The sequence below is a fragment of the Mycolicibacterium moriokaense genome (genome assembly GCF_010726085.1).
Lineage (GTDB): Bacteria > Actinomycetota > Actinomycetes > Mycobacteriales > Mycobacteriaceae > Mycobacterium > Mycobacterium moriokaense.
The window spans coordinates 4,429,104-4,452,540 of the sequence record NZ_AP022560.1; the positions used below are offsets into that span (position 1 = coordinate 4,429,104).

The 23,437-nt window shown below is 66.2% G+C and carries 24 protein-coding genes and 2 pseudogenes; 12 read left to right on the forward strand and 14 right to left on the reverse strand.

Annotated features, from left to right (window positions below; all coding sequences use genetic code 11):
- Positions 1 to 9: 9 nt before the first annotated feature.
- A complete protein-coding gene (locus G6N43_RS30720; RefSeq protein ID WP_234810343.1) occupies positions 10 to 183 on the reverse strand; it encodes a hypothetical protein in 174 nt (57 codons plus the stop codon).
- On the opposite strand from G6N43_RS30720, the pseudogene G6N43_RS30725 reads away from it, so the two are divergent.
- From G6N43_RS30725 to G6N43_RS21830, 4 genes and pseudogenes are all read left to right on the forward strand, one after another.
- A pseudogene (locus G6N43_RS30725) lies at positions 145 to 886 on the forward strand (MFS transporter); the annotation flags it as partial. The gene G6N43_RS30720 and the pseudogene G6N43_RS30725 sit on opposite strands and share 39 nt — an antisense overlap.
- Positions 884 to 1,399, forward strand: coding sequence for an MFS transporter (locus G6N43_RS30730; RefSeq protein WP_407664919.1), 516 nt, complete (start codon positions 884 to 886; stop codon positions 1,397 to 1,399). The pseudogene G6N43_RS30725 and the gene G6N43_RS30730, both read left to right, overlap by 3 nt.
- Complete coding sequence (locus G6N43_RS21825; RefSeq protein WP_083157734.1) at positions 1,392 to 2,153, forward strand: ArsR/SmtB family transcription factor; 762 nt, start codon at positions 1,392 to 1,394, stop codon at positions 2,151 to 2,153. Before G6N43_RS30730 ends, G6N43_RS21825 begins: the two co-directional genes overlap by 8 nt.
- Before the next feature lie 172 nt (positions 2,154 to 2,325).
- Positions 2,326 to 3,287, forward strand: a pseudogene (locus G6N43_RS21830) (IS481 family transposase).
- Between the two features lie 10 nt (positions 3,288 to 3,297).
- Here G6N43_RS21830 and G6N43_RS21835 read toward each other — a convergent pair.
- Positions 3,298 to 4,035: an acyltransferase gene (locus G6N43_RS21835; RefSeq protein WP_083150430.1), complete on the reverse strand. Its 738-nt coding sequence runs from the start codon at positions 4,033 to 4,035 to the stop codon at positions 3,298 to 3,300.
- A gap of 89 nt (positions 4,036 to 4,124) precedes the next feature.
- On the opposite strand from G6N43_RS21835, the gene G6N43_RS21840 reads away from it, so the two are divergent.
- Positions 4,125 to 5,423 carry a BamB-related PQQ repeat family beta-propellar protein gene (locus G6N43_RS21840; protein ID WP_083150429.1) on the forward strand — a complete coding sequence of 433 codons (1,299 nt, stop codon included), beginning with the start codon at positions 4,125 to 4,127 and terminating at the stop codon, positions 5,421 to 5,423.
- 9 nt (positions 5,424 to 5,432) lie between these two features.
- On the opposite strand, the gene G6N43_RS21845 is transcribed toward G6N43_RS21840, so the two are convergent.
- The 8 genes from G6N43_RS21845 to G6N43_RS30445 form a co-directional block, all read right to left on the reverse strand.
- Positions 5,433 to 6,131: an esterase gene (locus G6N43_RS21845; protein WP_083150428.1), complete on the reverse strand. Its 699-nt coding sequence runs from the start codon at positions 6,129 to 6,131 to the stop codon at positions 5,433 to 5,435.
- 85 nt (positions 6,132 to 6,216) lie between these two features.
- The gene (locus G6N43_RS21850) at positions 6,217 to 7,227 is read right to left on the reverse strand and encodes a THUMP-like domain-containing protein (RefSeq protein ID WP_234810051.1); all 1,011 of its coding nucleotides are present in this window, start codon (positions 7,225 to 7,227) and stop codon (positions 6,217 to 6,219) included.
- A 149-nt stretch (positions 7,228 to 7,376) separates the two neighbouring features.
- On the reverse strand, positions 7,377 to 8,342 hold the full coding sequence (locus G6N43_RS21855) for a class I SAM-dependent methyltransferase (RefSeq protein ID WP_083150426.1): 966 nt from the start codon (positions 8,340 to 8,342) through the stop codon (positions 7,377 to 7,379).
- An 11-nt stretch (positions 8,343 to 8,353) separates the two neighbouring features.
- Positions 8,354 to 9,001, reverse strand: a complete 648-nt coding sequence (locus G6N43_RS21860) for an enoyl-CoA hydratase (RefSeq protein WP_083150425.1) — start codon at positions 8,999 to 9,001, stop codon at positions 8,354 to 8,356.
- Positions 8,998 to 9,798 carry an NUDIX hydrolase gene (locus G6N43_RS21865; RefSeq protein WP_083150424.1) on the reverse strand — a complete coding sequence of 267 codons (801 nt, stop codon included), beginning with the start codon at positions 9,796 to 9,798 and terminating at the stop codon, positions 8,998 to 9,000. The genes G6N43_RS21860 and G6N43_RS21865 overlap by 4 nt, the downstream gene beginning before the upstream one ends.
- Positions 9,795 to 10,637, reverse strand: coding sequence for an ABC transporter ATP-binding protein (locus G6N43_RS21870; protein ID WP_083150423.1), 843 nt, complete (start codon positions 10,635 to 10,637; stop codon positions 9,795 to 9,797). The genes G6N43_RS21865 and G6N43_RS21870 overlap by 4 nt, the downstream gene beginning before the upstream one ends.
- Positions 10,595 to 11,263: a membrane protein YczE gene (gene yczE, locus G6N43_RS21875; protein ID WP_234810057.1), complete on the reverse strand. Its 669-nt coding sequence runs from the start codon at positions 11,261 to 11,263 to the stop codon at positions 10,595 to 10,597. Before yczE ends, G6N43_RS21870 begins: the two co-directional genes overlap by 43 nt.
- Positions 11,264 to 11,319: 56 nt before the next feature.
- A complete protein-coding gene (locus tag G6N43_RS30445) occupies positions 11,320 to 11,475 on the reverse strand; it encodes a hypothetical protein (RefSeq protein ID WP_165761855.1) in 156 nt (51 codons plus the stop codon).
- Between the two features lie 64 nt (positions 11,476 to 11,539).
- On the opposite strand from G6N43_RS30445, the gene yczR reads away from it, so the two are divergent.
- Positions 11,540 to 12,982: a MocR-like transcription factor YczR gene (gene yczR, locus G6N43_RS21880; protein WP_083150421.1), complete on the forward strand. Its 1,443-nt coding sequence runs from the start codon at positions 11,540 to 11,542 to the stop codon at positions 12,980 to 12,982.
- 77 nt (positions 12,983 to 13,059) lie between these two features.
- Here the strand turns inward: yczR and serB are convergent, their stop codons facing one another.
- Both serB and ctaD read right to left on the reverse strand, forming a co-directional pair.
- Positions 13,060 to 14,313 carry a phosphoserine phosphatase SerB gene (gene serB, locus G6N43_RS21885; RefSeq protein WP_083150420.1) on the reverse strand — a complete coding sequence of 418 codons (1,254 nt, stop codon included), beginning with the start codon at positions 14,311 to 14,313 and terminating at the stop codon, positions 13,060 to 13,062.
- Between the two features lie 36 nt (positions 14,314 to 14,349).
- On the reverse strand, positions 14,350 to 16,095 hold the full coding sequence (gene ctaD / locus G6N43_RS21890; RefSeq protein ID WP_083150454.1) for an aa3-type cytochrome oxidase subunit I: 1,746 nt from the start codon (positions 16,093 to 16,095) through the stop codon (positions 14,350 to 14,352).
- Between the two features lie 160 nt (positions 16,096 to 16,255).
- On the opposite strand from ctaD, the gene G6N43_RS21895 reads away from it, so the two are divergent.
- From G6N43_RS21895 to G6N43_RS21905, 3 genes are all read left to right on the forward strand, one after another.
- Positions 16,256 to 17,359 carry an iron-siderophore ABC transporter substrate-binding protein gene (locus G6N43_RS21895; protein WP_083150419.1) on the forward strand — a complete coding sequence of 368 codons (1,104 nt, stop codon included), beginning with the start codon at positions 16,256 to 16,258 and terminating at the stop codon, positions 17,357 to 17,359.
- A gap of 10 nt (positions 17,360 to 17,369) precedes the next feature.
- Entirely contained in the window at positions 17,370 to 17,645 is a 276-nt protein-coding gene (locus G6N43_RS21900) for a YciI family protein (protein WP_083150418.1), read from the forward strand.
- Between the two features lie 120 nt (positions 17,646 to 17,765).
- Complete coding sequence (locus tag G6N43_RS21905) at positions 17,766 to 18,818, forward strand: NAD(P)-dependent alcohol dehydrogenase (RefSeq protein WP_083150417.1); 1,053 nt, start codon at positions 17,766 to 17,768, stop codon at positions 18,816 to 18,818.
- A gap of 6 nt (positions 18,819 to 18,824) precedes the next feature.
- On the opposite strand, the gene G6N43_RS21910 is transcribed toward G6N43_RS21905, so the two are convergent.
- Positions 18,825 to 19,280, reverse strand: coding sequence for a hypothetical protein (locus G6N43_RS21910; RefSeq protein ID WP_110810333.1), 456 nt, complete (start codon positions 19,278 to 19,280; stop codon positions 18,825 to 18,827).
- Between the two features lie 119 nt (positions 19,281 to 19,399).
- Here G6N43_RS21910 and G6N43_RS21915 point away from each other — a divergent pair, with 119 nt between their 5' ends.
- The 3 genes from G6N43_RS21915 (at position 19,400) to G6N43_RS21925 (ending at position 22,445) form a co-directional block, all read left to right on the forward strand.
- Positions 19,400 to 20,107: a GAF domain-containing protein gene (locus G6N43_RS21915; RefSeq protein ID WP_083150452.1), complete on the forward strand. Its 708-nt coding sequence runs from the start codon at positions 19,400 to 19,402 to the stop codon at positions 20,105 to 20,107.
- 129 nt (positions 20,108 to 20,236) lie between these two features.
- Positions 20,237 to 21,700, forward strand: a complete 1,464-nt coding sequence (locus tag G6N43_RS21920; RefSeq protein WP_083150416.1) for a sugar transferase — start codon at positions 20,237 to 20,239, stop codon at positions 21,698 to 21,700.
- A 100-nt stretch (positions 21,701 to 21,800) separates the two neighbouring features.
- Complete coding sequence (locus tag G6N43_RS21925) at positions 21,801 to 22,445, forward strand: cutinase family protein (protein WP_083150415.1); 645 nt, start codon at positions 21,801 to 21,803, stop codon at positions 22,443 to 22,445.
- A 9-nt stretch (positions 22,446 to 22,454) separates the two neighbouring features.
- On the opposite strand, the gene nrdF is transcribed toward G6N43_RS21925, so the two are convergent.
- The gene (nrdF, locus tag G6N43_RS21930; protein WP_083150414.1) at positions 22,455 to 23,417 is read right to left on the reverse strand and encodes a class 1b ribonucleoside-diphosphate reductase subunit beta; all 963 of its coding nucleotides are present in this window, start codon (positions 23,415 to 23,417) and stop codon (positions 22,455 to 22,457) included.
- Positions 23,418 to 23,437: the final 20 nt, after the last annotated feature.

Below are 23,437 nucleotides of genomic sequence, written 5' to 3' on the forward strand. Positions count from 1 at the left end.
GGCGTCGAATCATTTCGCGCCTAGCGTGCGAATATGCACACCAATCGGCTGACCATCGGCACGGTGATGACGCTGATCGCCGCGTACCTTGGACTGTTCATCGGCCTCATCGACGCCAACGCGGTCAACCTGGCGCTGCCTGCGATCGGCGACGACCTTGGCGGTGAAATCTCCGGCGCCCAATGGACGATCGACGCCTATAACGTCACCTTCGCCGCCCTACTGCTGACCTCCGGGTCGCTCGGCGACCGGTTCGGCAGGCGATCGGTGTTACGCGTGGGATTGGTGACGTTCGTCCTCGCGTCGCTGCTATGCGCGAGCGCTGCGTCCCTGCCGATGCTGCTGGCCGCGCGCGGTGCAGGGAGTCGGCGCCGCGCTGATGCTGCCCCAAGGGTTGGCGATCACCGCGGCAGCGTTTCCGAATCCGATCGAGCGCGGCAGGGCAACCGCCGGGTGGGCCATGGCCGCTGCGCTGAGCACGGCACTCGGTCCCATCCTGGGCGGCGTTCTGACCGACACCGTTGGCTGGCGCTACATCTTCTGGCTCAATGTGCCGATCGGCGTGGTCGCGCTGGCGTTGACCTACCGATTCCTGCCCGAATCGCGCGACACCGATGCGGACCGCGTCGACGTGCGCGGCCAGGCCCTTGCGATCTTCGGCTTAGCCGCGTTGACCGCTCTGCTCGTCGAAGGGAGGACAACCGGGCGGGTGCTCACCGGCACGCTGGCCTTTGCAGCGGCTACGTGCCTGTGGCTGTTCGTATCCAAGCAACGCCGCAGCGACCATCCGATGCTGCCACTGGATCTCTTCCGAAGCCGGGCGCTGGCCGCTTCCCTGGTCTCGACCTTCACGATGACGTTTGGCATCTACGGCCTGTTGTTTGTGAACAGCTTTGCGTTTCAACAACAACGAGGAGCCACCACGCTGTCGACCGCACTCTGGTTTCTTCCGATGCCGGTGACCTATCTGCTGTTCATCCCCGTGGTCAACGCGGTCGGGCAACGCATCGGTCCCCGCTGGCCGATCACCGTCGGACTGGTGGTGATGGCAGCAGGTATGGCGGTGTACTCGGCAGCAGGCCCGCAGGGCGATTTGTGGGTACTCTTCGCGTCCTTCGTCGTGACGGGCGTCGGCCTGGCGGTGACGACCGGTCCGGCCGTGACGCTCGCGATGTCCGCGGTCCCGGTGCGGTACGCAGGCCTGGCGTCCGGCGTGGTGAACCTCGCCCGCCTGGTGGGTATCACTGTCGGTGTCGCGGTGTTGGGTACTGCGATGGATGCCGGCGGTGCCCGCATCGCGGTCCTCACTGGCGCCTTGGTCCAGCTGGTCGGCGCGGTGCTGGCGCTGCGCTGGTCGCGGACCGAGGCGACTTCGACCGAGGAGGTCTGTTATGCGTGATGCCACCGAGATCGCCACGAGCGATGTGGACATCGCGGCGCTGGCCACATTGCTGGCCGACCCCGCGCGCTGCAAGGTCTTACTTGCACTTGACGACGGACGCGCACTGCCTGCGAGCGTGCTCGCCGACGAAGCGAGCATCAGCCGGTCGACGGCCAGCAGCCATTTGGCAAAGCTGACCGCGGCCGGTCTCCTGACTGTCGAGGCGCATGGGCGAAATCGCTACTATCGGCTGGCGGGCCCTGAGGTCGGCGCGCTCCTGGAACAACTCGGCAGGCTCTCCCCGTCGCGTCCGGTGCGGTCGCTGCGAGAGGGCACGCGCGCGGCCCGGTTGCGTTCTGCGCGTACCTGTTACGACCACATTGCCGGTCGGCTCGGTGTGAGGGTGATGGGTAGTCTGCTCGCCCGCAACGCGCTCGTCGGAGGCGACGGCCGCTACGATCCGATGCGCGACAGCCACGACAGGCTCAGTACTGCCGGTCACGAAATAACCTATGAGTTGACCGAATCCGGCCACGAGTTTCTCGCCGACGCCGGAGTCGAAATACCGACGGGCAGAAGGCCACTCATTCGCTACTGCGTGGACTGGACCGAGCAGCGGCATCACCTCTCCGGTGCGCTCGGACGCGCCGTGTTCGATCGGTTTCTTGCGGCCGGCTGGGTCAAGCGAGCGACACGAAGTCGCGCGTTGACGGTCACGGACCGCGGTCGCGAGGCGCTGCGCGACCGTTTCGGCATTGACTGGACTCGATGACCCGGGCGGCGTCGAAACCGGTGCACCCGACGAGCACATCGACCGTTGCTGCCGTTTGGTCCCTAGCTGTTCTCGGTCATGACGTTGGTAGCAGGCGTGTTGGCTTGATGTGAGGAGAACCTCCGGGTGAGGTGTGGCTTGTCGAAGGCCCATCACCACCCCGGAGGTTCTCGTGTCCCACCGTAATGCCCGCACCACGCTGCACGGCCGAATGCTGATCGTGCAGCGCCACCAGCAAGGGTGGCCGCAGGCCCATATCGCCGCGGCGATGGGCATCTCCCGCAAATGCGTCCACACCTGGATCAGCCGTTATGCCGCTGAAGGTGAGGCCGGACTGCATGACCGGTCCTCACGACCGCACCACAGCCCCTCGCGGACCTCGGCGCGGGTGGAGCGCCAAGTGATGCCGCGCGGCGCAAACATCGTCGGGGCCAGGACTGGCTGGGTCCTGAACTGGGCATTGCGCCCCGGACCGTGGGACGGATTCTGCGCCGTCGCGCTGTGCCCTACCTGCGTGACTGCGATCCGATGACCGGTGCGGTGATCAAGTCGTCGAAGGCCACGACACGACGCTATGAGCGACAACGGCCTGGCGAGCTGGTGCATGTCGATGTCAAAAAGCTCGGTCGTATCCCCGACGGGGGTGGGTGGCGCGCTCACGGGCGTAGTGAACAGGTCCGCAGGCGCGGTATCGGGTATGACTACGTGCACTCGATGGTCGATGACCACAGCCGGCTGGCGTACTCAGAGATCCATGCCGATGAGAAAGGTCCGACGTGTGCCGGGTTCATTGCTCGGGCGGCGCAATACTTTCAATCGCAGGGCATTTCGCGTATCGAGCGCGTGATCACCGACAACCATCTGAGCTATCGGCGCTCGGCCCACGTCGCTGCCGTCATCGACCAACTGCACGCCAAACACCTGTTCATCAAGCCGCACTGCCCATGGCAGAACGGCAAGGTGGAACGCTATAACCGCACCCTGCAAAGCGAATGGTCCTATCGCCGGGTGTTCGCCTCCAACGCAGACCGCGCCCGAGCACTTGCGCCCTGGGTCGAGTTCTACAACACTCAACGCCGCCACAGCGCACTCGACGGGGTACCACCCATCAGCCGACTGCAACCAACGTCATGACCGAGAACACCTAGCGCGCGGCTTTCTTGCGCTCGATGTCCGCCAACGCCGCGGCGAGCTCGGCACGCTGAGCCGCCGACGTCTCCCACGACAGCTTGCGGTTCTTCACGACCTTCGCCGGCGCGCCGACGGCGATCGAGTAGTCCGGGATCTCACCCTTGACCACCGCGTGGGAGCCGAGCACGCACCCACGCCCGATCGTCGTGTTGCGCAGAATCGTCACCTTGGTGGCGATCCAGGTGTCGGGCCCGATCCGCACCGGGCCCTTCACGATGCCCTGGTCCTTGATCGGCAACTCGATGCTGTCCATCCGGTGGTCGAAGTCGCACACGTAAACCCAGTCCGCCATCAGCACGGAGTCGCCGAGCTCGATGTCGAGATACGTGTTGATCACGTTGTCCCTGCCGAGGACGACCTTGTCGCCGAACCGCAGCGAACCCTCGTGACAGCGGATCGTGTTCTTGTCGCCGATGTGCACCCAGCGACCGATCTCCATCGTGGACAGCTCCGGCGTCGCCTGAATCTCCACGCCCTTACCGAGGAAGACCATGCCGCGGGTGATGATGTGCGGGTTGGCGAGCTTGAACTTCAGCAACCGCCAGTAACGCACGAGGTACCACGGGGTGTACGCCCGATTCGCGATGACCCACTTCAGCGAGGCCATGGTGAGGAACTTGGCTTGGCGCGGGTCGCGCAGACGCGAACCTCGCCACCGCTTGTGCAGCGGCGCGCCCCACATCGTTGTCATGGCCGGAAAGCCTACGCGAGCCATCGGGTGCCGAACGGTTACCCTCACTGGGACTTCCAAGGCGGGCAGACCACGACAGAAGGGGCGCAGTGTTCCGGCGATCGATCGTGCTGGCGGCAACAGCGCTGATCACGGCCGCGTCCGCCGGTTGCGGAAACACCGACTCCTGGGTCGAGGCACACGCGGCGTCGGGTTGGGCCGCGCAGTACGGCGACGCCCGCAACAGCAGCTACCAACCGAACGACGGCGCCGACTCGCTGCGCCTGGAGTGGGTCCGCTCGGTCAAGGGTGAGCTCGGGGCGCAGGTGGCGTTGGGCTCCGGCAGCTACCTGGCCGTCAACGCCCAGACGCCGGCCGGCTGCTCGCTGATGGTGTGGGAGGCCGACAACCGCGCCAGGCAACGCTGGTGCACCCGGCTGGTGCAGGGCCCGGGAACTGAGGGGCCGCTGTCCAGCCCGCTCTTCGACGGATTCGACAACCTCTATGTCGGTCAACCCGGCGCCATCATCTCGTTCCCGCCCACACAGTGGATCCGCTGGCGCCAACCGGTGATCGGGATGCCCACCACGCCGCGGATTCTGACGCCCGGCCACCTGTTGGTGGTCACGCACCTGGGTCAGGTGCTGGTGTTCGACGCACACAAGGGCGTCGTCGACGGATCCCCGCTCGACCTGATCGACGGGGTCGACCCCAAGGATCCCGAGCGCGGCCTCGCCGACTGCAAACCCGCACATGCGCGCTGTCCGGTGGCGGCGGCACCGGCATTCTCCGAGCAGACCGGGATCATCGTGCTCAGTCTGTGGGAACCGGACACCGACGCTCCCGCGCTGGTCGGGCTGCGCTACCGCCCGGATCAGAACCCCGTGCTGACCCGCGAATGGACCAGCGATGCCGTTGGCGGCGGACCGCTGGCCAGCCCGGTGTTGTCCGCGGACGGCTCGACCGCGTACGTCAACGGGCGCGACGAGCATCTGTGGGCGATCGACACCGCCAACGGCGAGCCGAAATGGTCGGTGCCGCTGGACTATCTGGCGCAGACGCCGCCGTCGGTATCGCCTGACGGACTGATCGTGGCGGGCGGCGGTCCAGGCGCCAAGCTCGTCGGCATCAAGGACGCCGGAGACAAGGGCGAGATCGTATGGACCCGCGGCGACGTCGAACCGCTGACCACGTCGAGTCGGTCCGGCCCACACGTGGCATATGCGGTGGCGCGCGACGGCGAAGACGGTCAGGCGTTGGTGGTCTTCGATCCGGCCGACGGCCGCACGGTGAACAGCTATCCCCTGCCCAGCGCGGGCGGCTGGCCGGTCGGGGTGTCCATCGGCCACGACCGCCGCGTCGTCACGGCGACGAGCGAGGGCCGCGTCTACGGTTTCGCACCGGCCTAGAGGGCTGGCTCAGAGCGCCAGCATCGGTGCGACGGCCGCCCGCGGCACCGACGCCTGGACCGGGCCTGCCGACTCCGGGAACATCTCGCCCTGGCTGAAGAAGAAGATCAGTGAATCATCGGTCAGCGCGAAGTTCTGATAGTTGGCCGGATCAAGGCCCGCGCTCGCCGGAATCGCGTCGGCCAGACCCTGCTGTTTAGACAGGTAGGTGTTCACCTCGGGGTAGATGACGTCGAGCGGCTTGGTGTCCTGCTTGAACAGCGACCCGAAGGTGATCGGTGAGCGGGTGGCGTGATTCCAGTTGAACGCCTGATACCACGTCACCGGGTGTGCGCCGCCCACGTTCTGATACACCTCGAACACGAGACTCTCCGTGCCCAGCAGGGGTAGTCCCGAGCGGTAGCCGGTGCCCTTGGCGTCGAGCACGTACGGCAGACCGCGCGAGCCGGGCATATCCGAGACGTTGACGAACCCGTCGCGGGTCTGCGTGAGGTAGTCGACCACCGCCTGCTGATCGGGATATTGCGCGGGAAACGTGAAGTCGAGAATGTACGTGTCGTTCTGGGCGTGCACCCGACAGATCTGGTCCGCGTTCACCGTGCCTCCCAACGCGGCGCACGCCGACTGTGCCGACGCCACCGGAGTGCCGATGGTGCCGAGGAGGGCACAGGCACCCAGTACAGCGGCTGCCGACTTCAGAATGCGCATCGTTGGACGTCCTCGAAGCGGGCGCCGGCTCTGCCACCGGCGCTTCATTGCCAGGGTACGTGTCGTTTCGGAGGGCCCGCGGACCTCAGCGCGACGGACGGCAGATGAACGCCTTTGCCTGGCTTGACGCCCCGGTCCCGATGCGGGCGATGACCACCGATAGCGACTGCGTTCCGCGCAGCCGCAGCCGGTGCCGCAGCGCATCGGGATCGACATCCACACCGCGCACCAGGATTTCGGCCGCACCGACGTCACGATCCGAAAGTGCCTGGCGCAGTCGGCGTTCGCTGTAGGAGAGCTCCTCGAGCACCTCGAAGCCACGCACCCCGGCGGGCAGCCGATCGCCGGACAGGTAGGCGATGGCGGGGTCGAGTTGCCACAGGCCGTACCGGGCCGCGTAGTGGCGCACCAGCCCCGCACGCACGACCGCACCGTCGGGGTCGACGATCCATCGGCCGACCGGTGCCGCGGCACAGTCATCGGGTTCGGCGTCGGTGATCTCCTCCCCCGTGTCCAGCATGCTGGCGCGTCGAGTCACGCCGGGGGCGGCCAGGCCCGCCGACCACAGGCACGCCTCGCGCACACCGCCGCCGGCGGACGTCACTTCGATCTCACCGGTGAACCCCAACCGGGTAACACCATCGAAATCGATTCCGGGCGCGCACTTTACGACGATGTCCCGACCGCGGTACACGTCGAGCAACAGGTCGAGGCCCGGGGTGTAATAACGCGGATCAAAGCGGCGCCGCCCACCACGTCGGCGCGCGGGGTCGAGCAGGACGACGGCGGAACTGGTGATCGGGCGCAGCGCGTCGGCGCGGCACAGGTCAACGTCGGCGACGTTGTGCCGTGCCATCGCCAGCCGGACCGGATCCACGTCGCTGCCGACGAGCGCAGCCGTCGAATCACGCAGGGCGGCAAGCTCGGTGCCGATCGAACAGGTCGCGTCATGCACGACCGCACCCGTCAGCCGCCGGGCTCGGTGCTCGGCGACCTGTTGAGTCGTCGCCTGCTGCAGCGCCTCGTCGGTGAACAGCCAGTCCGCGGCATCGTCGAACTTCGCCGCGGCTTTGCGGCGCAAAACCGTTGTCTCCACCAGGACCGCCGCCCGGTCGCCGAAACGCTCACGGACAGAAGCGATGTCGGCGACCAGAGTGGCCGCCTCCAGGCGCAGGCCGGCGACTTCGCCGAGCGCCTGCCTGCCGGCGTCGCTGCGTAGATAGGCGACGTCGTCGAGGCTGAAAGCTACGACGGCTTAACTCCGGTGACCATCACGTTGTAGAACCAGCCCTTGGGCACCACGCGACGCCAAAGGTTGTCGTCGACCCAGCTCAGGGTGATCCAGCTGTTGAACGCGAATTTCGCGTAGCCCCAACCCAACCGGCCGGGCGGCACTGCGGCCTCCAGGGTGCGCAGCGGCCACCCGAGCATCGCCGCGGTGAACTCCGTGGTGCTTGTCGAGACGTCGACGGCACCGGCGCTGCGGGCCATGCGCTCCAGATCGCCGGGCGAGAACGTGTGCAGGTCGACGATCGCCTCCAGCGCGGCCGCGCGCGACGACTCGTCGAGTTCGGCCTGCGGGCGACGCCAGCCGGACAAACCCGGCAGCTTCGTCAGGTTCGTGACGACGCGCCACGTCAGCGTCGACAACGGCCGTGCATAGTTCTCGCCGGCATTGCTCGGCTCGCCGGCGAAGACGAAGCGGCCGCCGGGCTTGAGGACACGGACGACCTCACGCAAAGACAGCTCGACATCGGGGATGTGGTGCAGGACGGCGTGCCCGACGACGAGGTCGAAGGTGTTGTCGTCGTACGGGATGCCTTCGGCGTCGGCGACGCGGCCGTCGATCTCGAGGCCGAGGTTCTCGCCGTTGCGCACGGCCACCTTGACCATCCCCGGCGACAGGTCGGTCACCGAGCCGCGTCGGGCCACCCCGGCCTGGATCAGGTTGAGCAGAAAGAATCCGCTGCCGCAGCCGAGCTCGAGGGCACGGTCGTAGGGCAGGTTGCGCAGCTCGTCCTCGGGCACCGTCGCGTCGAACAGATCGCGGGCGTAGTCGACACAACGCTTGTCGTAGGAGATCGACCACTTGTCGTCGTACGACTCGGCCTCCCAGTCGTGATAGAGCACCTGGGCGAGCTTGGAGTCGTGGCGGGCCGCCTCGACCTGCTCCGCGGTGGCGTGCGGATTAGGTTTCGGGTCAACGGTCATAACAGGGCAGCCTAAAGGTCGAAGGACGCCTTCGCGGCGGCCAGTACCTGAGCAGGATGTTCGACGAACCGCTGCGCCCAGGCCAGCGCCGCGTCATAGACACCGTCGGGGGCGACCATCTCATCGATCAGTCCCAACGCCAGGGCCTCCTCGGCGTCGATGAACCGGCCGCTGAACACCATGTCCTTCGCCTTCGACAGGCCGACGGTGCGGGCCAGGCGTGCGGTGCCGCCGGCGGGCACCAGCCCGGCGAGGATCTCGGTCACGCCGAACCTGACGTTGTCTCCTGCCACGCGCCAGTCCGCGGCCAGCGACAGGTTCAGCCCGCCGCCGAGCGCGTACCCCGTGATCGCGGCGACGGTGGGTTTGGGAATCGCGGCCAGGGCGTCGACGGCCTGCCGGCAAACCTGCGCCGCCGTCGCGGCTTCGGCACTGTTGAGCAGCGATCGCTCGGGCACGTCGTCACCGGCGGAGAAGATCTCGTGGCCGCCGAACAGGATGACGGCGCGCACATCGTCACGTTCGCCGATCTCCGCCGCGGCCATTTCGAGCTCGCGGTACACCTGCCGGGTCAGCGCGTTGGTGGGTGGCCGTGACAGCAGCAGGGTGGCGACGCCGGGCTGGTCGTCGCTGGTGTGGATGGAGACGAACTCCTTCACGGGGTGCGTCCCCCGAGCGCCTGGTTGTAGCGTTCGCCGTCGAAGAACTCGAACTCCAGATTTCCGTCGGTCATGTTCATGTTCGGGGAGACCGGCTCGATCTTCCGTTCGACGGCGAGGATCTCGGCGACGGTGTGGCCCGCCAGCGCGTCGAGCTGCGTCCACGTCGGCGGCAGCAGGAAGGTCCGGTGCGCCGCGAAATCGTCGAGCGCCTCTTCGGGTGTGATCCAGTCGGCGTGATCGGATTCGGTGTTGTCACCGTCGGCGAGTTGGCCGTGCGGGAGCGCGCCGACGAAGAAGTACGTGTCGTAGCGGCGGGTGCGCTCCTCTTTCGGCGTCACCCAATTCGCCCATGGCCGAAGCAGATCGGCACGCAGCATCAGCTTCTCGGTGCGCAGGAACTCACCGAACGACAGCTCCTTGCTGACGAGTGCGGCCCGGGCGTCGCGGTAGCTCGACGCATCGTCGACGAGCAGGTCCGGGTCGTCGGCGGCGCCGGCGAAGAGCACGCCGCACTCTTCGAAGGTCTCGCGCGCCGCCGCGCACACCAACGCCTCGGCGAGGTCGGCGTCGGTGTTGAGCCGTTCGGCCCACCAGTGCTTGTCGGGGCCGTGCCAGTCGATGTCGGCGTTGCGGTCGCGGTCGTCGACGCCGCCGCCCGGGAAGACCATCACGCCACCGACGAAGTCCATCTTGCGGTGGCGCCGCATCAGGAACACCTCGATCTGGCCGGGATTCTTGTCCCGGATCAACATCACCGTCGCGGCCGGTCTCGGCACCAACGGGTCTTCGGTCATGCTCGCCTCCTGTGCGCGGCCCGGCTCCTGGCCCGGCGCGCGAAATAACGACCGTCGGAGTATTCGAGGACGATCGACTGCCCGAACGCCTTCGACAGATTCTCGGCGGTCAGCACGTCGGGAAGCAGGCCGGAGTCTATGACCTTGCCCTCGGACAGGATCAAGCCGTGGGAGAAGCCCCGCGGAATCTCCTCGACGTGGTGGGTGACCAACACCAGCGCGGGCGAATCGGGGTCGAGCGCCAGGTCCTCGAGCCGCGCGAGCAGGTCCTCGCGTCCGCCGAGATCGAGGCCTGCGGCGGGTTCGTCGAGCAGCAGCAGCTCGGGGTCGGTCATCATCGACCGCGCGATGAGCACGCGCTTGCGCTCCCCTTCCGACAGGGTGCCGTAGGCGCGGTTGGCGAGATGTTCGGCACCGACGCTTTCGAGCATGTCGATCGCCTGCTCGTAGTCGACGTCTTCGTATTGCTCCCGCCAGCGGCCCAGCACCGAGTAGCCGGCCGACACCACCAGGTCGCGGACCACTTCGTCGTCGGGCACCCGTTGCGACAGCGCCGAACTGCTCAGACCGACGCGCGAGCGCAGTTCGGACATGTCCGTGCGGCCCAGTCGTTCGCCCAGGACGTACGCGGTTCCGGTGGACGGATACTCCATCGCCGCCGCGATGCGGAGCAACGAGGTCTTGCCTGCACCGTTGGGTCCGATGACCACCCAGCGTTCGTCGAGTTCGACCGACCACGTGACGGGACCGACCAGAACCTGGCCGCCGCGGCGCAGCGACACCTTGGCGAAGTCGATCAGCAGGTCGGGGTCGGCTGTATCTCCTTCGGCGACTGGCACCCGCCCATCGTAATGAAGCGATTTCGGCGTGCTCGGTCGCGCTCAGGGTGACTGCCCACGCCCAAATCGCTGGCTTCGGCCACCGAGGCCCAGCCGCTGACGGCGAGGACGCGCTTCGGGGTGATCCGGACGAAGAATTGGACCAGCGGGCCGATGCCGAACGCGTACAGCACGGTGCCGACGCCGACGGTGCCGCCGAGCAGCCATCCGACGGCCAGCACGGTCGCCTCGATCGACGTGCGGACCAGCCGCACCGACAGCCCGGTTCGCACCACAAGTCCCGTCATGAGGCCGTCGCGCGGGCCGGGACCGAGTCCGGCGCCGACGTAGAGCACGGTGCTCAGTGCATTGAGCACGACCGCACCGACCATCATCGCGATCCGCAACGCCATCGATGTCGGCTGCTCCATCAGCAGCATTCCGACGTCGACGGTGATCCCGATGACCACGACATTGGCGACGGTGCCGATGCCAGGCCGGTTCCGCAGCGGAATCCAGGCCAGCAGCACGACCGCTCCGACCACGGCCGACGCCGCGCCGATGGTCATCGGTGTGTGCAGGGTCAGGCCCTGGTGAAAAACGTCCCACGGGTCCAGGCCCAGCCCGGCACGCACCATCATCGCCATCGAGAAGCCGTAACCGGCCAGCCCGACCAGCAGCGCCGTACCTCGCAGCAGCCCCGTCACGCGTGGTGGGGGAAGCGCATCCGGATGAGTTCCACTTCGCGAGCCATGCGCTCGGCGTCGCGGTCGAAGTAGTCCACGCACCCGGCAGGCACCTCCCAGCTGAAGACCCGCGCGAGTCGCCGACCCAATTTCGACATCCACTTCGTACTCATGATTCGATAATTAGGGCCAACTGGCTTGCTCATCAATAGCCAGTTGCCGCATACTGGCCTGCAAATGACGGTCGAAATGGCGGGGCGCGCGCTCGATGTGGACTTGTTGGCCCGCGAACTGGGCAACTGGCGCACGTCCAGTCAAAGTGGACCGGCCTACCAGGGGCTGGCCGACGCGATCCGCCTGCTGATCATCGACGGCCGCGTCCCCGTCGGCTCCCGACTCCCGAGCGAGCGCACGCTCGCCGACGCATTGCACGTATCGCGCACGACGGTCACCGCGGCCTTCACCCAGTTGCGTGACGACGGCTACCTCCATGCCCGGCGTGGGGCGCGCAGCACGACGGCGCTGCCGGTGACGCCCGCCATCCGCACCGACGCGCTGCCTGCCACGGTGAGCCTGGCCGCCGCGGCCCTGTCGGCTCCGGCCTCCGCGGTGATGGAGGCGTTCGTCGATGCGACGCGTGACGTCACGCCCTATCTCCACGACCCCGGCCACGAGCTCGTCGGCGTGACCGCGCTGCGCGAGGCCATTGCCGAAAGATATTGTGAGCGTGGACTTCCCACCGATCCCGACGAAGTGTTGGTGACCACCGGTGCACTCCATGCGATCTCGTTGATCCTGACGACGTATGTGCAGCCCGGCGATCGCGTGCTGGTGGAACAGCCCACCTATCACGGGGCCCTCTCGGCCATCACCACCACAGGAGCGCGCCCGGTCCCCGTCGCGATGACCGAGGCGGGCTGGGAACTCGATGCCGTGCAGGCCGCGATCAACCAACTGGCCCCAAACCTGGCGTACTTCATCCCCGACAACCAGAACCCCACGGGGCTCACGATGCCCGCCGACGACCGAAAACGCCTGGCGCGCATCATCGCCGAATCGCGCACCCGCACGATCATCGACGAGACGATCCTCGACATGTGGCTGGACGGGCCGATGCCCGCTCCCCTGGCGGCGTCGATGACTACACGTCGCGATCTGCTTCTGACCGTGGGCTCGATGTCCAAGTCGTTCTGGGGCGGACTGCGCATCGGCTGGATCAGGGCCGAGCGCGCCACGATCGCGACGATCGCCGCACTGCGCCCGTCGATCGACATGGGCACCCCTGTGCTCGAACAGTTCGCCGCCGCAAGACTTCTCGGCCGCCGCGACGAGGTGCTGCCCGAACGCCGCGAGATCCTGCGGACCCGTCGCGCCCTGTTGCAGTCGCTGCTGAGCCGCCATCTACCCGATTGGGAACCCGGCCCGGGAGTCGGCGGTATGTCGCTGTGGGTACGGCTGCCCGCCCCGATGAGCACCGCGCTGTCGGCGGCGGCCCTGCGCCTCGGACTCGAGCTGCCCGCCGGGCCGCGATTCGGTGTCGACGGGACGCTGGAGCGGTTTGTGCGCATTCCGTACGCGCTGCCCGAGGAGCAACTCACCGAGGCCATCGAACTGCTCGCCCGCGCTTGGCATTCCATCACGGGTGCGACGGCGCCGGAGCCGACGACCGTCGTCGTTTAATCCAGCGAGCAGTCGCAAAGTGCACCAAAGTCGCGGCGTGTCGGGGACTGTCGCGTCTGCTCGCGCAGGCTCAGGAACTAGTCGTCGGGGATGTCGACGCGACGCACCACACCGTCGCGGGCATCGGCCGCCTCGATCTCCGCGCGCGTGATACCCAGGATGAACAACACGGTGTCCAGATACGGGTGGCTGAGCGAGGCGTCGGCGACCTCACGCAGGGCCGGCTTGGCGTTGAAGGCCACGCCCAGACCGGCGGCGCTGAGCATGTCGATGTCGTTGGCGCCGTCGCCGACGGCGACCGTCTGCTCCATCGGCACCCCGGCCTGATTCGCAAAGTCCCGCAGCGCCTTGGCTTTTCCGGGCCGGTCGACGATCTGGCCCACCACGCGGCCCGTCAGTTTCCCGTCGACGATCTCGAGTTCGTTGGCCGCGACGAAGTCCATCTCGAGCTCGTGCGCCAGCGGCTCGATGACCTGACGGAAGCCACCGGACACGATGCCGCAGTAGAAACCCAGCCGCCGCAACGTCCGTAGCGTCGTCCGCGCACCCGGCGTCAGCTCGATCTGCTCGCCGACCTCCTCCAGCACGTTGGCAGGCAGGCCCGCCAGTGTCGCGACGCGGCGGTTCAGCGACTCCGCGAAGTCCAACTCGCCCCGCATTGCCGCCTCGGTGATCTCTGCGACCGCCGCGTGCGCCCCGACCCGGTCGGCGAGCATCTCGATGACCTCGCCCTGGATGAGCGTCGAGTCGACGTCAAAGACGATGAGCCGCTTGGCCCGTCGGGACAGGCTGTAGTCCTCGAGGGCGATGTCGATGCCCTCTTCGACAGCGACCCGCGCCAAGGCGGCTTGCAGCTGCCCGTACGTTCCGTCCTCCGGCACCGACACCCGCAACTCGAGCCCCGTCACCGGATAGTCGGAGACCCCGCGGATGAAATCGATGTTGACGCCGAGCGCGGCGACTTCGCGAGCGACGACGCCGAACGCCTCCGCGCTGATCGGACGGCCAAGCACGACGATGGTGTGGGTGGAGGGCTCGCGAAGGACGGGCAGGTCGTCGCTGGGCTCGATCGACACATCCAAACCAAAGGCCTCGATGGCGGCGCGCACCTCGTCGCGCAGCTCGGCACCTCCGGTGACCTCGTCGGTGCCCGCGACCAACACGCCCAGGGTCAGCCGACGCCGAATGACGACCTGTTCGACGTTGAGAAGCTCGACCTTGTGCCGGGACAGCACCTCGAAGAGTGCCGAAGTGACGCCCGGTTGGTCGGGTCCGGTGACGGTGATCAGCAGCGACGAGCGCGTGCGCGACGAGCCGGTAGGTGAAGTCACCTTGCGACCATGTGCCCAGCTAGCCTTTCGGCCCCGTCAGGTGCGGACGTTCTCGTTGTCCAGCCGCGTCACGTCGCCGTCGTCCGGCCCGTGCGCCCGGCCGACGTGCGCCTCGGCGCGCATCCGATCCACCATGTGCGGGTAGTGCAGCTCGAATGCGGGCCGCTCCGAACGGATTCGGGGCAGCTCGGTGAAGTTGTGCCGCGGCGGTGGGCAACTGGTGGCCCACTCCAGCGAGTTGCCGTAACCCCACGGATCGTCGACCGTGACCGGCTCGCCGTAGCGCCAGCTCTTGAACACGTTCCACACGAACGGAATCGTCGAGATGCCGAGGATGAAGGCACCGATCGTCGAGACGACGTTGAGGGTGGTGAAGCCGTCGCTGGGCAGATAGTCCGCGTAGCGACGCGGCATGCCCTCGTCACCGAGCCAGTGCTGCACCAGGAAGGTGGTGTGGAAGCCGATGAACGTCAGCCAGAAGTGCAGCTTGCCGAGGCGTTCGTCGAGCAGGCGACCGGTCATCTTCGGGAACCAGAAGTAGATGCCCGCGTAGGTTGCGAACACGATGGTGCCGAAGAGCACGTAGTGGAAGTGCGCGATCACGAAGTAGGAGTCCGTGACGTGGAAGTCCAGCGGCGGGCTGGCCAGCAGCACACCGGACAGACCACCGAGCAGGAAGGTGACGAGGAAGCCCACCGAGAACAGCATCGGTGTTTCGAACGTCAACTGGCCCTTCCACATCGTGCCGATCCAGTTGAAGAACTTGATACCGGTCGGCACGGCGATCAGGAACGTCATGAAGCTGAAGAACGGCAGCAGGACGGCGCCCGTGGCGTACATGTGGTGCGCCCACACCGCCACGGACAGCGCGGCGATCGACAGCGTCGCGTAGATCAGGGTGGTGTAACCGAAGATCGGCTTGCGGCTGAACACCGGGAAGATCTCCGACACGATGCCGAAGAACGGCAGCGCGATGATGTACACCTCGGGGTGGCCGAAGAACCAGAACAGGTGCTGCCACAACAACACGCCACCGTTGGCCGGGTCGTAGACGTGTGCACCGAGGTGGCGGTCAGCGGCCAGACCGAACAGCGCAGCGGTCAGGATCGGGAACGCGATGAGCACCAGGATCGACGTGACCATGATGTTCCAGGTGAAGACCGGCATGCGGAACATGGTCATGCCCGGGGCACGCATGCAGACCACCGTGGTGATCATGTTGACGCCGCCCAGGATGGTGCCGAGACCACCGACGGCCAGGCCCATGATCCAGAGGTCACCGCCGGCGCCGGGCGAATGGATGGCGTCGGTCAGCGGCGAGTACGCGGTCCAGCCGAAGTCCGCCGCCCCGCCGGGGGTGATGAAGCCGGCGGTGGCGATCAACGCGCCGAACAGGAACAGCCAGAAGGAGAACGCGTTGAGCCGCGGGAACGCCACGTCGGGCGCGCCGATCTGCAGCGGAAGGACCAGGTTGGCGAAGCCGAACACGATCGGCGTCGCGTAGAACAGCAGCATCACCGTGCCGTGCATGGTGAACAGCTGGTTGAACTGCTCGTTGGAGAGGAACTGCAGCCCGGGCATCGCCAACTCGGTGCGCATGAACAGCGCCATCAGCCCACCGATGAAGAAGAAGATGAAGCAGGCGACGCAGTACATGATGCCGATCATCTTGTGATCGGTCGTCGTGATCAGCTTGTAGACCAGGTTGCCCTTGGGGCCGAGCCGGGCCGGGAACGGACGGCGAGCCTCGAGTTCTCCGATTGGGGGCGCTTCGGCTACCAACAGATCCTCCAAACATCCAGTCGGGAAATCCCGGCGGTCTTCACTGATGAATCCTAGCTCCCGGTGTACCCGGAAGTCGTGGTGGTCCTACAAACCGTCGTAAATGATTCACCACACGGGCTGACCTGCCGCAAGTCGGCCGGATGTTAACGTCTGCGACGTGCTGATCAGCGGACCCCGTGCCGGCCTGCTGGCCTCGTCGGCGGCGATCGCGTCAGCGCTGGCCATCACCGTCGTCAGCGGCTGCGGATCCCTGGGCGGCGACACGCCGCCCACCGCAGGCGAGTCATCCGCCATCACCAGCACCACGAAGATCGCCAGTGCCGGCGTCCTGGGCAATCAGCGCAGGCCAGACGAGTCCTGCGCCCCCGAACCCACCCCGGTCGACCCCGGCCCACCGGACCGACTGGTCCAACACGCGGCAGGCGAAACTGAGGTGCGCGCGGATCCGCAGCGCATCGTGGTGCTCTCCGGCGATCAGCTCGACACGCTGTGTGCGCTCGGCCTGCAGTCACGCGTGGTCGCGGCCGCGCTGCCCGACGGCTCCACCAGCCAACCGTCCTACCTCGGCCAGGTCCTCCATGATGTGCCGCCGGCCGGCACCCGTAGCGCACCCGATATCGAGGCGATCAAGGCCGCGACCCCCGACCTGATCCTCGGTTCGGAGGCACTGACACCCGGCGACTTCGGTGAGCTCTCCGCGATCGCTCCGACGGTGTTCACCGGCCCGCCCGGCGCCAAGTGGCAGGACAACATGCGAACCGTCGGCGCCGCGACCGGTCGACTGGACGTGGCCAACGAGATGATCGACGGCTTCGAACGGGCCGCCGACAAGACCGGCGCCGAGAACGACGCCACCCATTTCCAGGCGTCGGTCGTACAGTTCACCGACAGCGTGATGCGGGTCTACGGCCTGGAGAATTTCCCCGGCAGCGTGCTGGCCGCGGTGGGCGTGGATCGCCCTGCGTCTCAACGGTTTACCGACAAGCCGTATATCGAGATCGGTATCACCGACGCGGACCTGGAGGACTCGCCGGACTTTTCGGCGGCCGACGGCGACATCGTCTACCTCTCGTTCGACTCCCCCGCGGCCAAAGACCGTGCGCCCCGAGTTTTGGAAAGCGACGCGTGGAAGAAGCTGTCCGCCAATCGCGACAACCGAGTCTTCGCGGTGAACAATGAGGTGTGGCAGACCGGCGAAGGCATCGTCGCCGCCCGCGGCATACTCGCCGACCTACCGTGGATCAACGCCCCGATCAACTAGCCTGGCGCAAATGTTCCACGTCTTGAAATCCACCTATCTGCAGCCGCCCGACGTCGTGAACGAGACCCGACCTGCTCACTTGGAGTGGCTGAAGGGCGAGGTCGCCGCCGGCCGCATAGTGCTGGCGGGCCGCCTGGAGGACGAGTCCGGGGCAATTCTGTTGACCGGCGACATGAGCGCAGACGAGGCGCAGGCCATCGTCGACAACGATCCCTATACGGCGGCCGAGGTGGCCCGCTACGAGCGGCTGTCCTTCAACGGCGCCTTCCGGGCCCCAGGACTTTAGGGGCTAACTCACACCTTCGCCAGGAAGCGCGCGGGCGTCGCACTCGTTTTACTTGAGTGAGAGCCGCCGCGTTGTCGCGGCGAAATTTTCCTTAGTGAATACCCGAGGTAGAAGGCCGCTATGACCACTGTTTCCGCGTACGCCGCCACGTCGGCGACCGCACCGCTGACCGAGACCACGATCACACGCCGCGAGGTCGGACCCCACGATGTGGCGTTCGACATCCATTTCGCCGGCATATGTCACTCCGACATCCACACCGTCAAGGGTGAGTGGGGCGATGTCGCCTACCCGTTGGTGCCTGGACACGAGATCGCGGGCGTCGTCACCGAAATCGGCTCCGAGGTCACCAAATTCAAGATCGGCGATAGGGTCGGCGTCGGTTGCTTCGTCGACAGCTGTCGCGAATGCGCGCAGTGCCGAGCCGGTGAGGAGCAGTACTGCACCAATCCGGGAATGGTGGGCACCTACAACGGCATCGGTCGCGACGGCGAGCGGACCCAGGGCGGCTACAGCGGCGCGATCGTCGTCGACGAGAACTACGTGTTGCACATTCCCGACAGCATCACACTGGATGCCGCCGCGCCCCTGCTGTGCGCGGGTATCACGATGTATTCGCCTCTGCGCCACTGGAATGCGGGCCCGGGCACGCAGGTTGCGGTGATCGGGCTCGGCGGGCTCGGACACATGGCGGTCAAGCTCGCCCATGCGATGGGCGCGACGGTGACGGTGCTGAGCCAGTCGCTGAAGAAGATGGAGGACGGCCTCCGACTCGGCGCCGACGAGTACTACGCCACCTCCGACCCCGCGACGTTCGAAACCCTTTCCGGCACATTCGATCTCATCCTGAACACGGTGTCGGCGAACCTCGACCTTAATGCCTACCTGGAACTGTTGACGGTGGACGGCACACTGGTCGAGCTCGGGATGCCCGAGCACCCCATGACAGTTGGGGCGCCGGTGCTGGTGTCCGGACGGCGCAGTCTGGCTGGTTCGTTGATCGGCGGCATCGCTGAGACGCAGGAGATGCTGGACTTCTGCGCCGAGCACGATGTACGACCCGAAATCGAGGTCATCACACCGGATTACATCAACGACGCGTATCAGCGGGTGCTGGCCAGCGACGTGCGCTACCGGTTTGTGATCGATACCGCGACGTTGCGCCGCAAGTAGCTCCGATCAGAACTGGCGCAGGGTGGCCACGCCGAAGTACATGCCCTTGCCGGAGGCGTCGTTGGTGAACTTGGTCCGCGTTTCCTCGGGTTCGATCGTCCACCCGTTGATGTGATAGGTCTGGCCGACGCTCAGGGAGACGTTCTGGGTTCCCGGCCCGGCGCCGAGGATGGGAACCTTGGCCCAGTAGAACTGCCCGGCGCCCCGCTTGACGGCGAGGTTCAGTCGCTGGCTGAACTTCGTCGCGGCCCACGGTGACAACCCGAACGGCTGGCCGTCCGTCTGTTCGCAGATCACCATCGGGCCGCCGCCCTGGGGCACGTTGTCGGCGCTGACCAGGCAGCGGATCTTGCCGTCCGGGGTGACGACCATCGTGCCGTCGTCGGCCGCCGCGGGCGGGGCCAGGGGCACCGCAACGGCGGCGAACATCGCACCGACCACGACGATTACGTTCCGAATCATGTCTGTCCCAACGTGAGCGGACACCTTGCAGGGCTGATGCTCTCACGGCACGACGTGATTTAGTCCATAACCCCTCAGACTGACCCGCAGACGTGCTGGTCCGGACTAGCGTGACAGCGATGACGCACACGTTGCCCGAATTCGACGACTGGTTGGAAAACGCACTGGTCGAGGAAGCGGACATGGCCGGCGAGTCCGTCGACACTTACATCGCCCGTGCTGTCGCCGCGAGGATGGTCATCGGGCGGGCCCGCCGAGGCGAAGTCGACATCCAGGAACTGCTGGCGCACGTCCGCGCAGCGCATCTGGACCTGCCCGGCCCCATCTCCGGCGATGCCGTCCTCTCCGATCCGGACCGACTCCGGGCGCTGTACGACAGCGGATTCCTCAACGCCGAACGGGCCCACAGCCTCGACCGAGTTGTAGCCATGGTGGTGGCGGCGCTGGGCGTGCCGTCTGCCGCCGTGTCGCTGGTCGACCGTGACACCCAGTACATGTGCAGCGCGATCGGCCTCAAGGGAGAAGTGGCCCGCACCCGACAAGGGCCTTCCGAGGGTTCACTCGGCCGCGAGATCGTCGCATCTGGCAAACCGCTTATCCTCGAGGACGTCCGCAAGGATCCGCATTTGATCGACCATTTCGCGGTGCGCAACGGTTACATAGTGGCCTACGCGGGCTTCCCGCTGAAAGACGGGCACGGACACACCATCGGCACGCTGGCCGCATGGAACACCCGGCCGCGGCGGTGGTCATCAGGTCACATCCAGCTGATGGAAGATTTCGTCATGATGATCCGCGCGCGTATATTCGGCATCGCTCCGGAATGAGCACGACTTCCGGACAGCAAACTTGTTGACACTCCCGCGAACGTCGTCGGAACGGCGCCGGAGCGCGCTCGCAACCGCGAAAATCAGTTCGTATCGAGATGGATCTGTGTGGAAAGACGATCTGCATCCATGACCCTTGACGCTGACCCCCGGCGAGGAGTCGAGTCCCCGGCGGCACCGACACGGCGCCGCACCTTTTTCGACATCGCCCGCAGCAGGGTCGGAAGTGTCGCACTCACAATCACTCTCGACGTGCTGGCGCTGTCGGTTGCGGTGGTCGTGCCCGATTTCTGGGGCACGACCCACCTCGAGCACGACGACTGGCTTGTGTGGCTGTTCGTTCCGGTGGTGCTCCTGGCGTTTACGCACGACGGGTTGTACCGGCGTAATCTGACACGCGACTTCCTCGACGAGGTGTATCCGATCCTGAGTTCCATCGCGATCGCGTCCTTCGTCATGCTGGGCATCTTGCTCCTGGCCAATAACACGCACCCGGGCTTCCACGTGATATGGACCGGGGTGTGCGCCGCGATCCTGGTGCAGCTCGTCCGACTGGTCCGTAACTGGGCTCAGCGCAGTTTTCGCCGAGCGCAAAAATCGGCAGGGCCGACGCTGATAATCGGGAACACTCAGGTCGTTGACCGTCTGATCGCGCGTATGCGCTCATTCCCTGAATACGGGCTACGGCCGGTCGGGATCATGGCATCCACGCCGCCGAACCGTTCTGTCGAGTCGACCACGGGGCCACCGGTACCTTATGTGGGCACTCCTGGTGAGTTCGTCGAGGTTGCGAAATCCATGGGTGTCGAAGAGGTGGTCATCACCAAATGTGATACCAGCGACGACGAACTGGTCGACCTGATCGGCAAGGCGCACCGACACGACATCCGGGTGTGGGTGGTGCCACGGTTGCAAGACGCTGTCGGCAAACGGGCCCGCATCGATCATCTCGGCGGGGTGCCATTGCTCGTGCTTCCTCCGGTCAATCCCTCTGGGTGGCAGTTCGCGATCAAGTACGCGACTGACCGCATCGGCGCCGCGCTGGCGCTGCTGCTCATCTCTCCGCTGTTTCTGACGTTGGCACTACTCGTGAAGCTGAGTTCGCCCGGTCCGATCTTCTACCGCCAGCGTCGCGTCGGACGCGACGGCAAACCGTTCGACTGCCTGAAGTTCCGCTCGATGCGTGAGGCCAGCGATCCCGGCACCGCCTTCCAACCGAAGCCAGGTACGGCGCCGGGCGGCGTCGAGGGAGAAGACCGACGCACCCTCGTGGGAAAGGTGATGCGCATGTTGTCGCTGGACGAACTGCCACAGCTGATCAACGTCCTACGCGGCGACATGAGCCTCGTGGGCCCGCGGCCCGAACGACCGGAATTCGTCGAGCTCTTCGAAATGCAGATCCACCGCTACGGTCAGCGGCATCGGGTCAAGGCGGGGCTGACCGGCTGGGCCCAGGTGCACGGTCTGCGAGGGCAGACGTCGATCGCCGACAGGGCGGAATGGGACAACTACTACATCGAGAACAGGTCGTTCTGGCTGGACATCAAGATCCTGCTGCTGACGGTCATCGCGGTGTTCAAGCACGCCGAATGACGAGCGCCACAGGCGATTTGGCTCGTGTCGCCGCGCGGTGGCGACGGTTGGAGATTCGTGCGCGACGTAACACACGCCGCCGCTGGTCCGACAATCAATCATGAGGTCTCTTTTCTCGATCACACGCGTCTCACGAACCCCACTAATTTTCAATTTGGCGGTCGGCGCCGCCGTTGCCGCGATATTGATGGCCGCTTCGGCGACGGTCCCCGTTTCCCTGATTCCCGTGGCGTCGGCGGCGTGCCCCGATGCCGAAGTGGTTTTCGCCCGCGGCCGGCTGGAACCCCCCGGCGTCGGCGCCATCGGTGATGCACTCGTCAATGCGCTGCGCTCCAAGACGGCGAGGTCGGTCGGCGTGTATGGCGTCAACTACGTGGCCGACCTCGACGCCGCCGAAGGCGCCAGGGATATCGGCGCCCACATCCGATCGATGGCGAGGGACTGCCCGAACACCCGGATGGTGGTCGGCGGCTATTCCCTGGGGGCGACGGCTGCCGATCTGTTCGCGAGGGCGAATTCACTTCCGCCGGATATCAACCGGCACGTCGCAGCGATCGTGTTGTTCGGCAACGGCACCAGGCGTCTCGGCCCGGCCCCCGCCTATGCCGACAGGACGATCGACCAGTGCGCCGACGGCGACCCCATTTGCGGGCGAGGCCTCAACTGGGATTCGCACCTGCAGCCCTCATACCTCGGCTCCGGACTGATTGATCAGGCCGCCGGCATCGTCGCCGGCAAACTGTAGCCCTGCGCCTTAGAAGTCCCAGTCCTCGTCTTCGGTGACGACGGCCTTACCGATGACGTAGCTCGACCCAGAGCCAGAGAAGAAGTCGTGGTTCTCGTCGGCGTTGGGGCTCAACGCCGACAGGATCGCCGGGTTGACGTCGGTCTCGTCGCGCGGGAACAACGCTTCGTAGCCGAGGTTCATCAGCGCCTTGTTGGCGTTGTAGCGCAAGAACTTCTTGACGTCCTCGGTCAGGCCGACCTCGTCGTAGAGGTCTTGGGTGTACTCGACCTCGTTGTCGTAGAGCTCGAACAGCAGCTCGTACGTGTAGTCCTTGAGCTCGGCCTGCATGGCGGCGTCCTGCTGCGCCAACCCCTTCTGGTACTTGTAGCCGATGTAGTAACCGTGCACGGCCTCGTCGCGGATGATCAGCCGGATCATGTCGGCGGTGTTGGTCAGCTTGGCCCGGCTGCTCCAGTACATCGGAAGATAGAAGCCCGAGTAGAACAGGAAGCTCTCCAGCAGTGTGCTGGCGACCTTGCGCTTCAGCGGTTCGTCACCCTTGTAGTACTGCATGACGATCTCGGCCTTGCGCTGCAGGTTCGGGTTCTCCTCCGACCAGCGGAACGCATCGTCGATCTCGGCCGTCGAGCACAGCGTCGAGAAGATGTTGCTGTAGCTGCGCGCGTGCACCGACTCCATGAACGCGATGTTGGTGTACACAGCTTCCTCGTGCGGTGTCAGCGCGTCGGGAATCAGGCTGACCGCACCGACGGTGCCCTGGATGGTGTCCAGCAGTGTCAAGCCGGTGAAGACCCGCATCGTCAGCTGCTTCTCGTGCTCGTTCAACGTGCCCCAGGACGGGATGTCGTTGGAGACCGGGACCTTCTCCGGCAGCCAGAAGTTGCCGGTCAGCCGATCCCAGACTTCGGCGTCTTTTTCGTCCTGCACACGGTTCCAGTTGATGGCCGAGACGCGGTCGATCAGTTTCATGCCATCACTCACGAGTACCC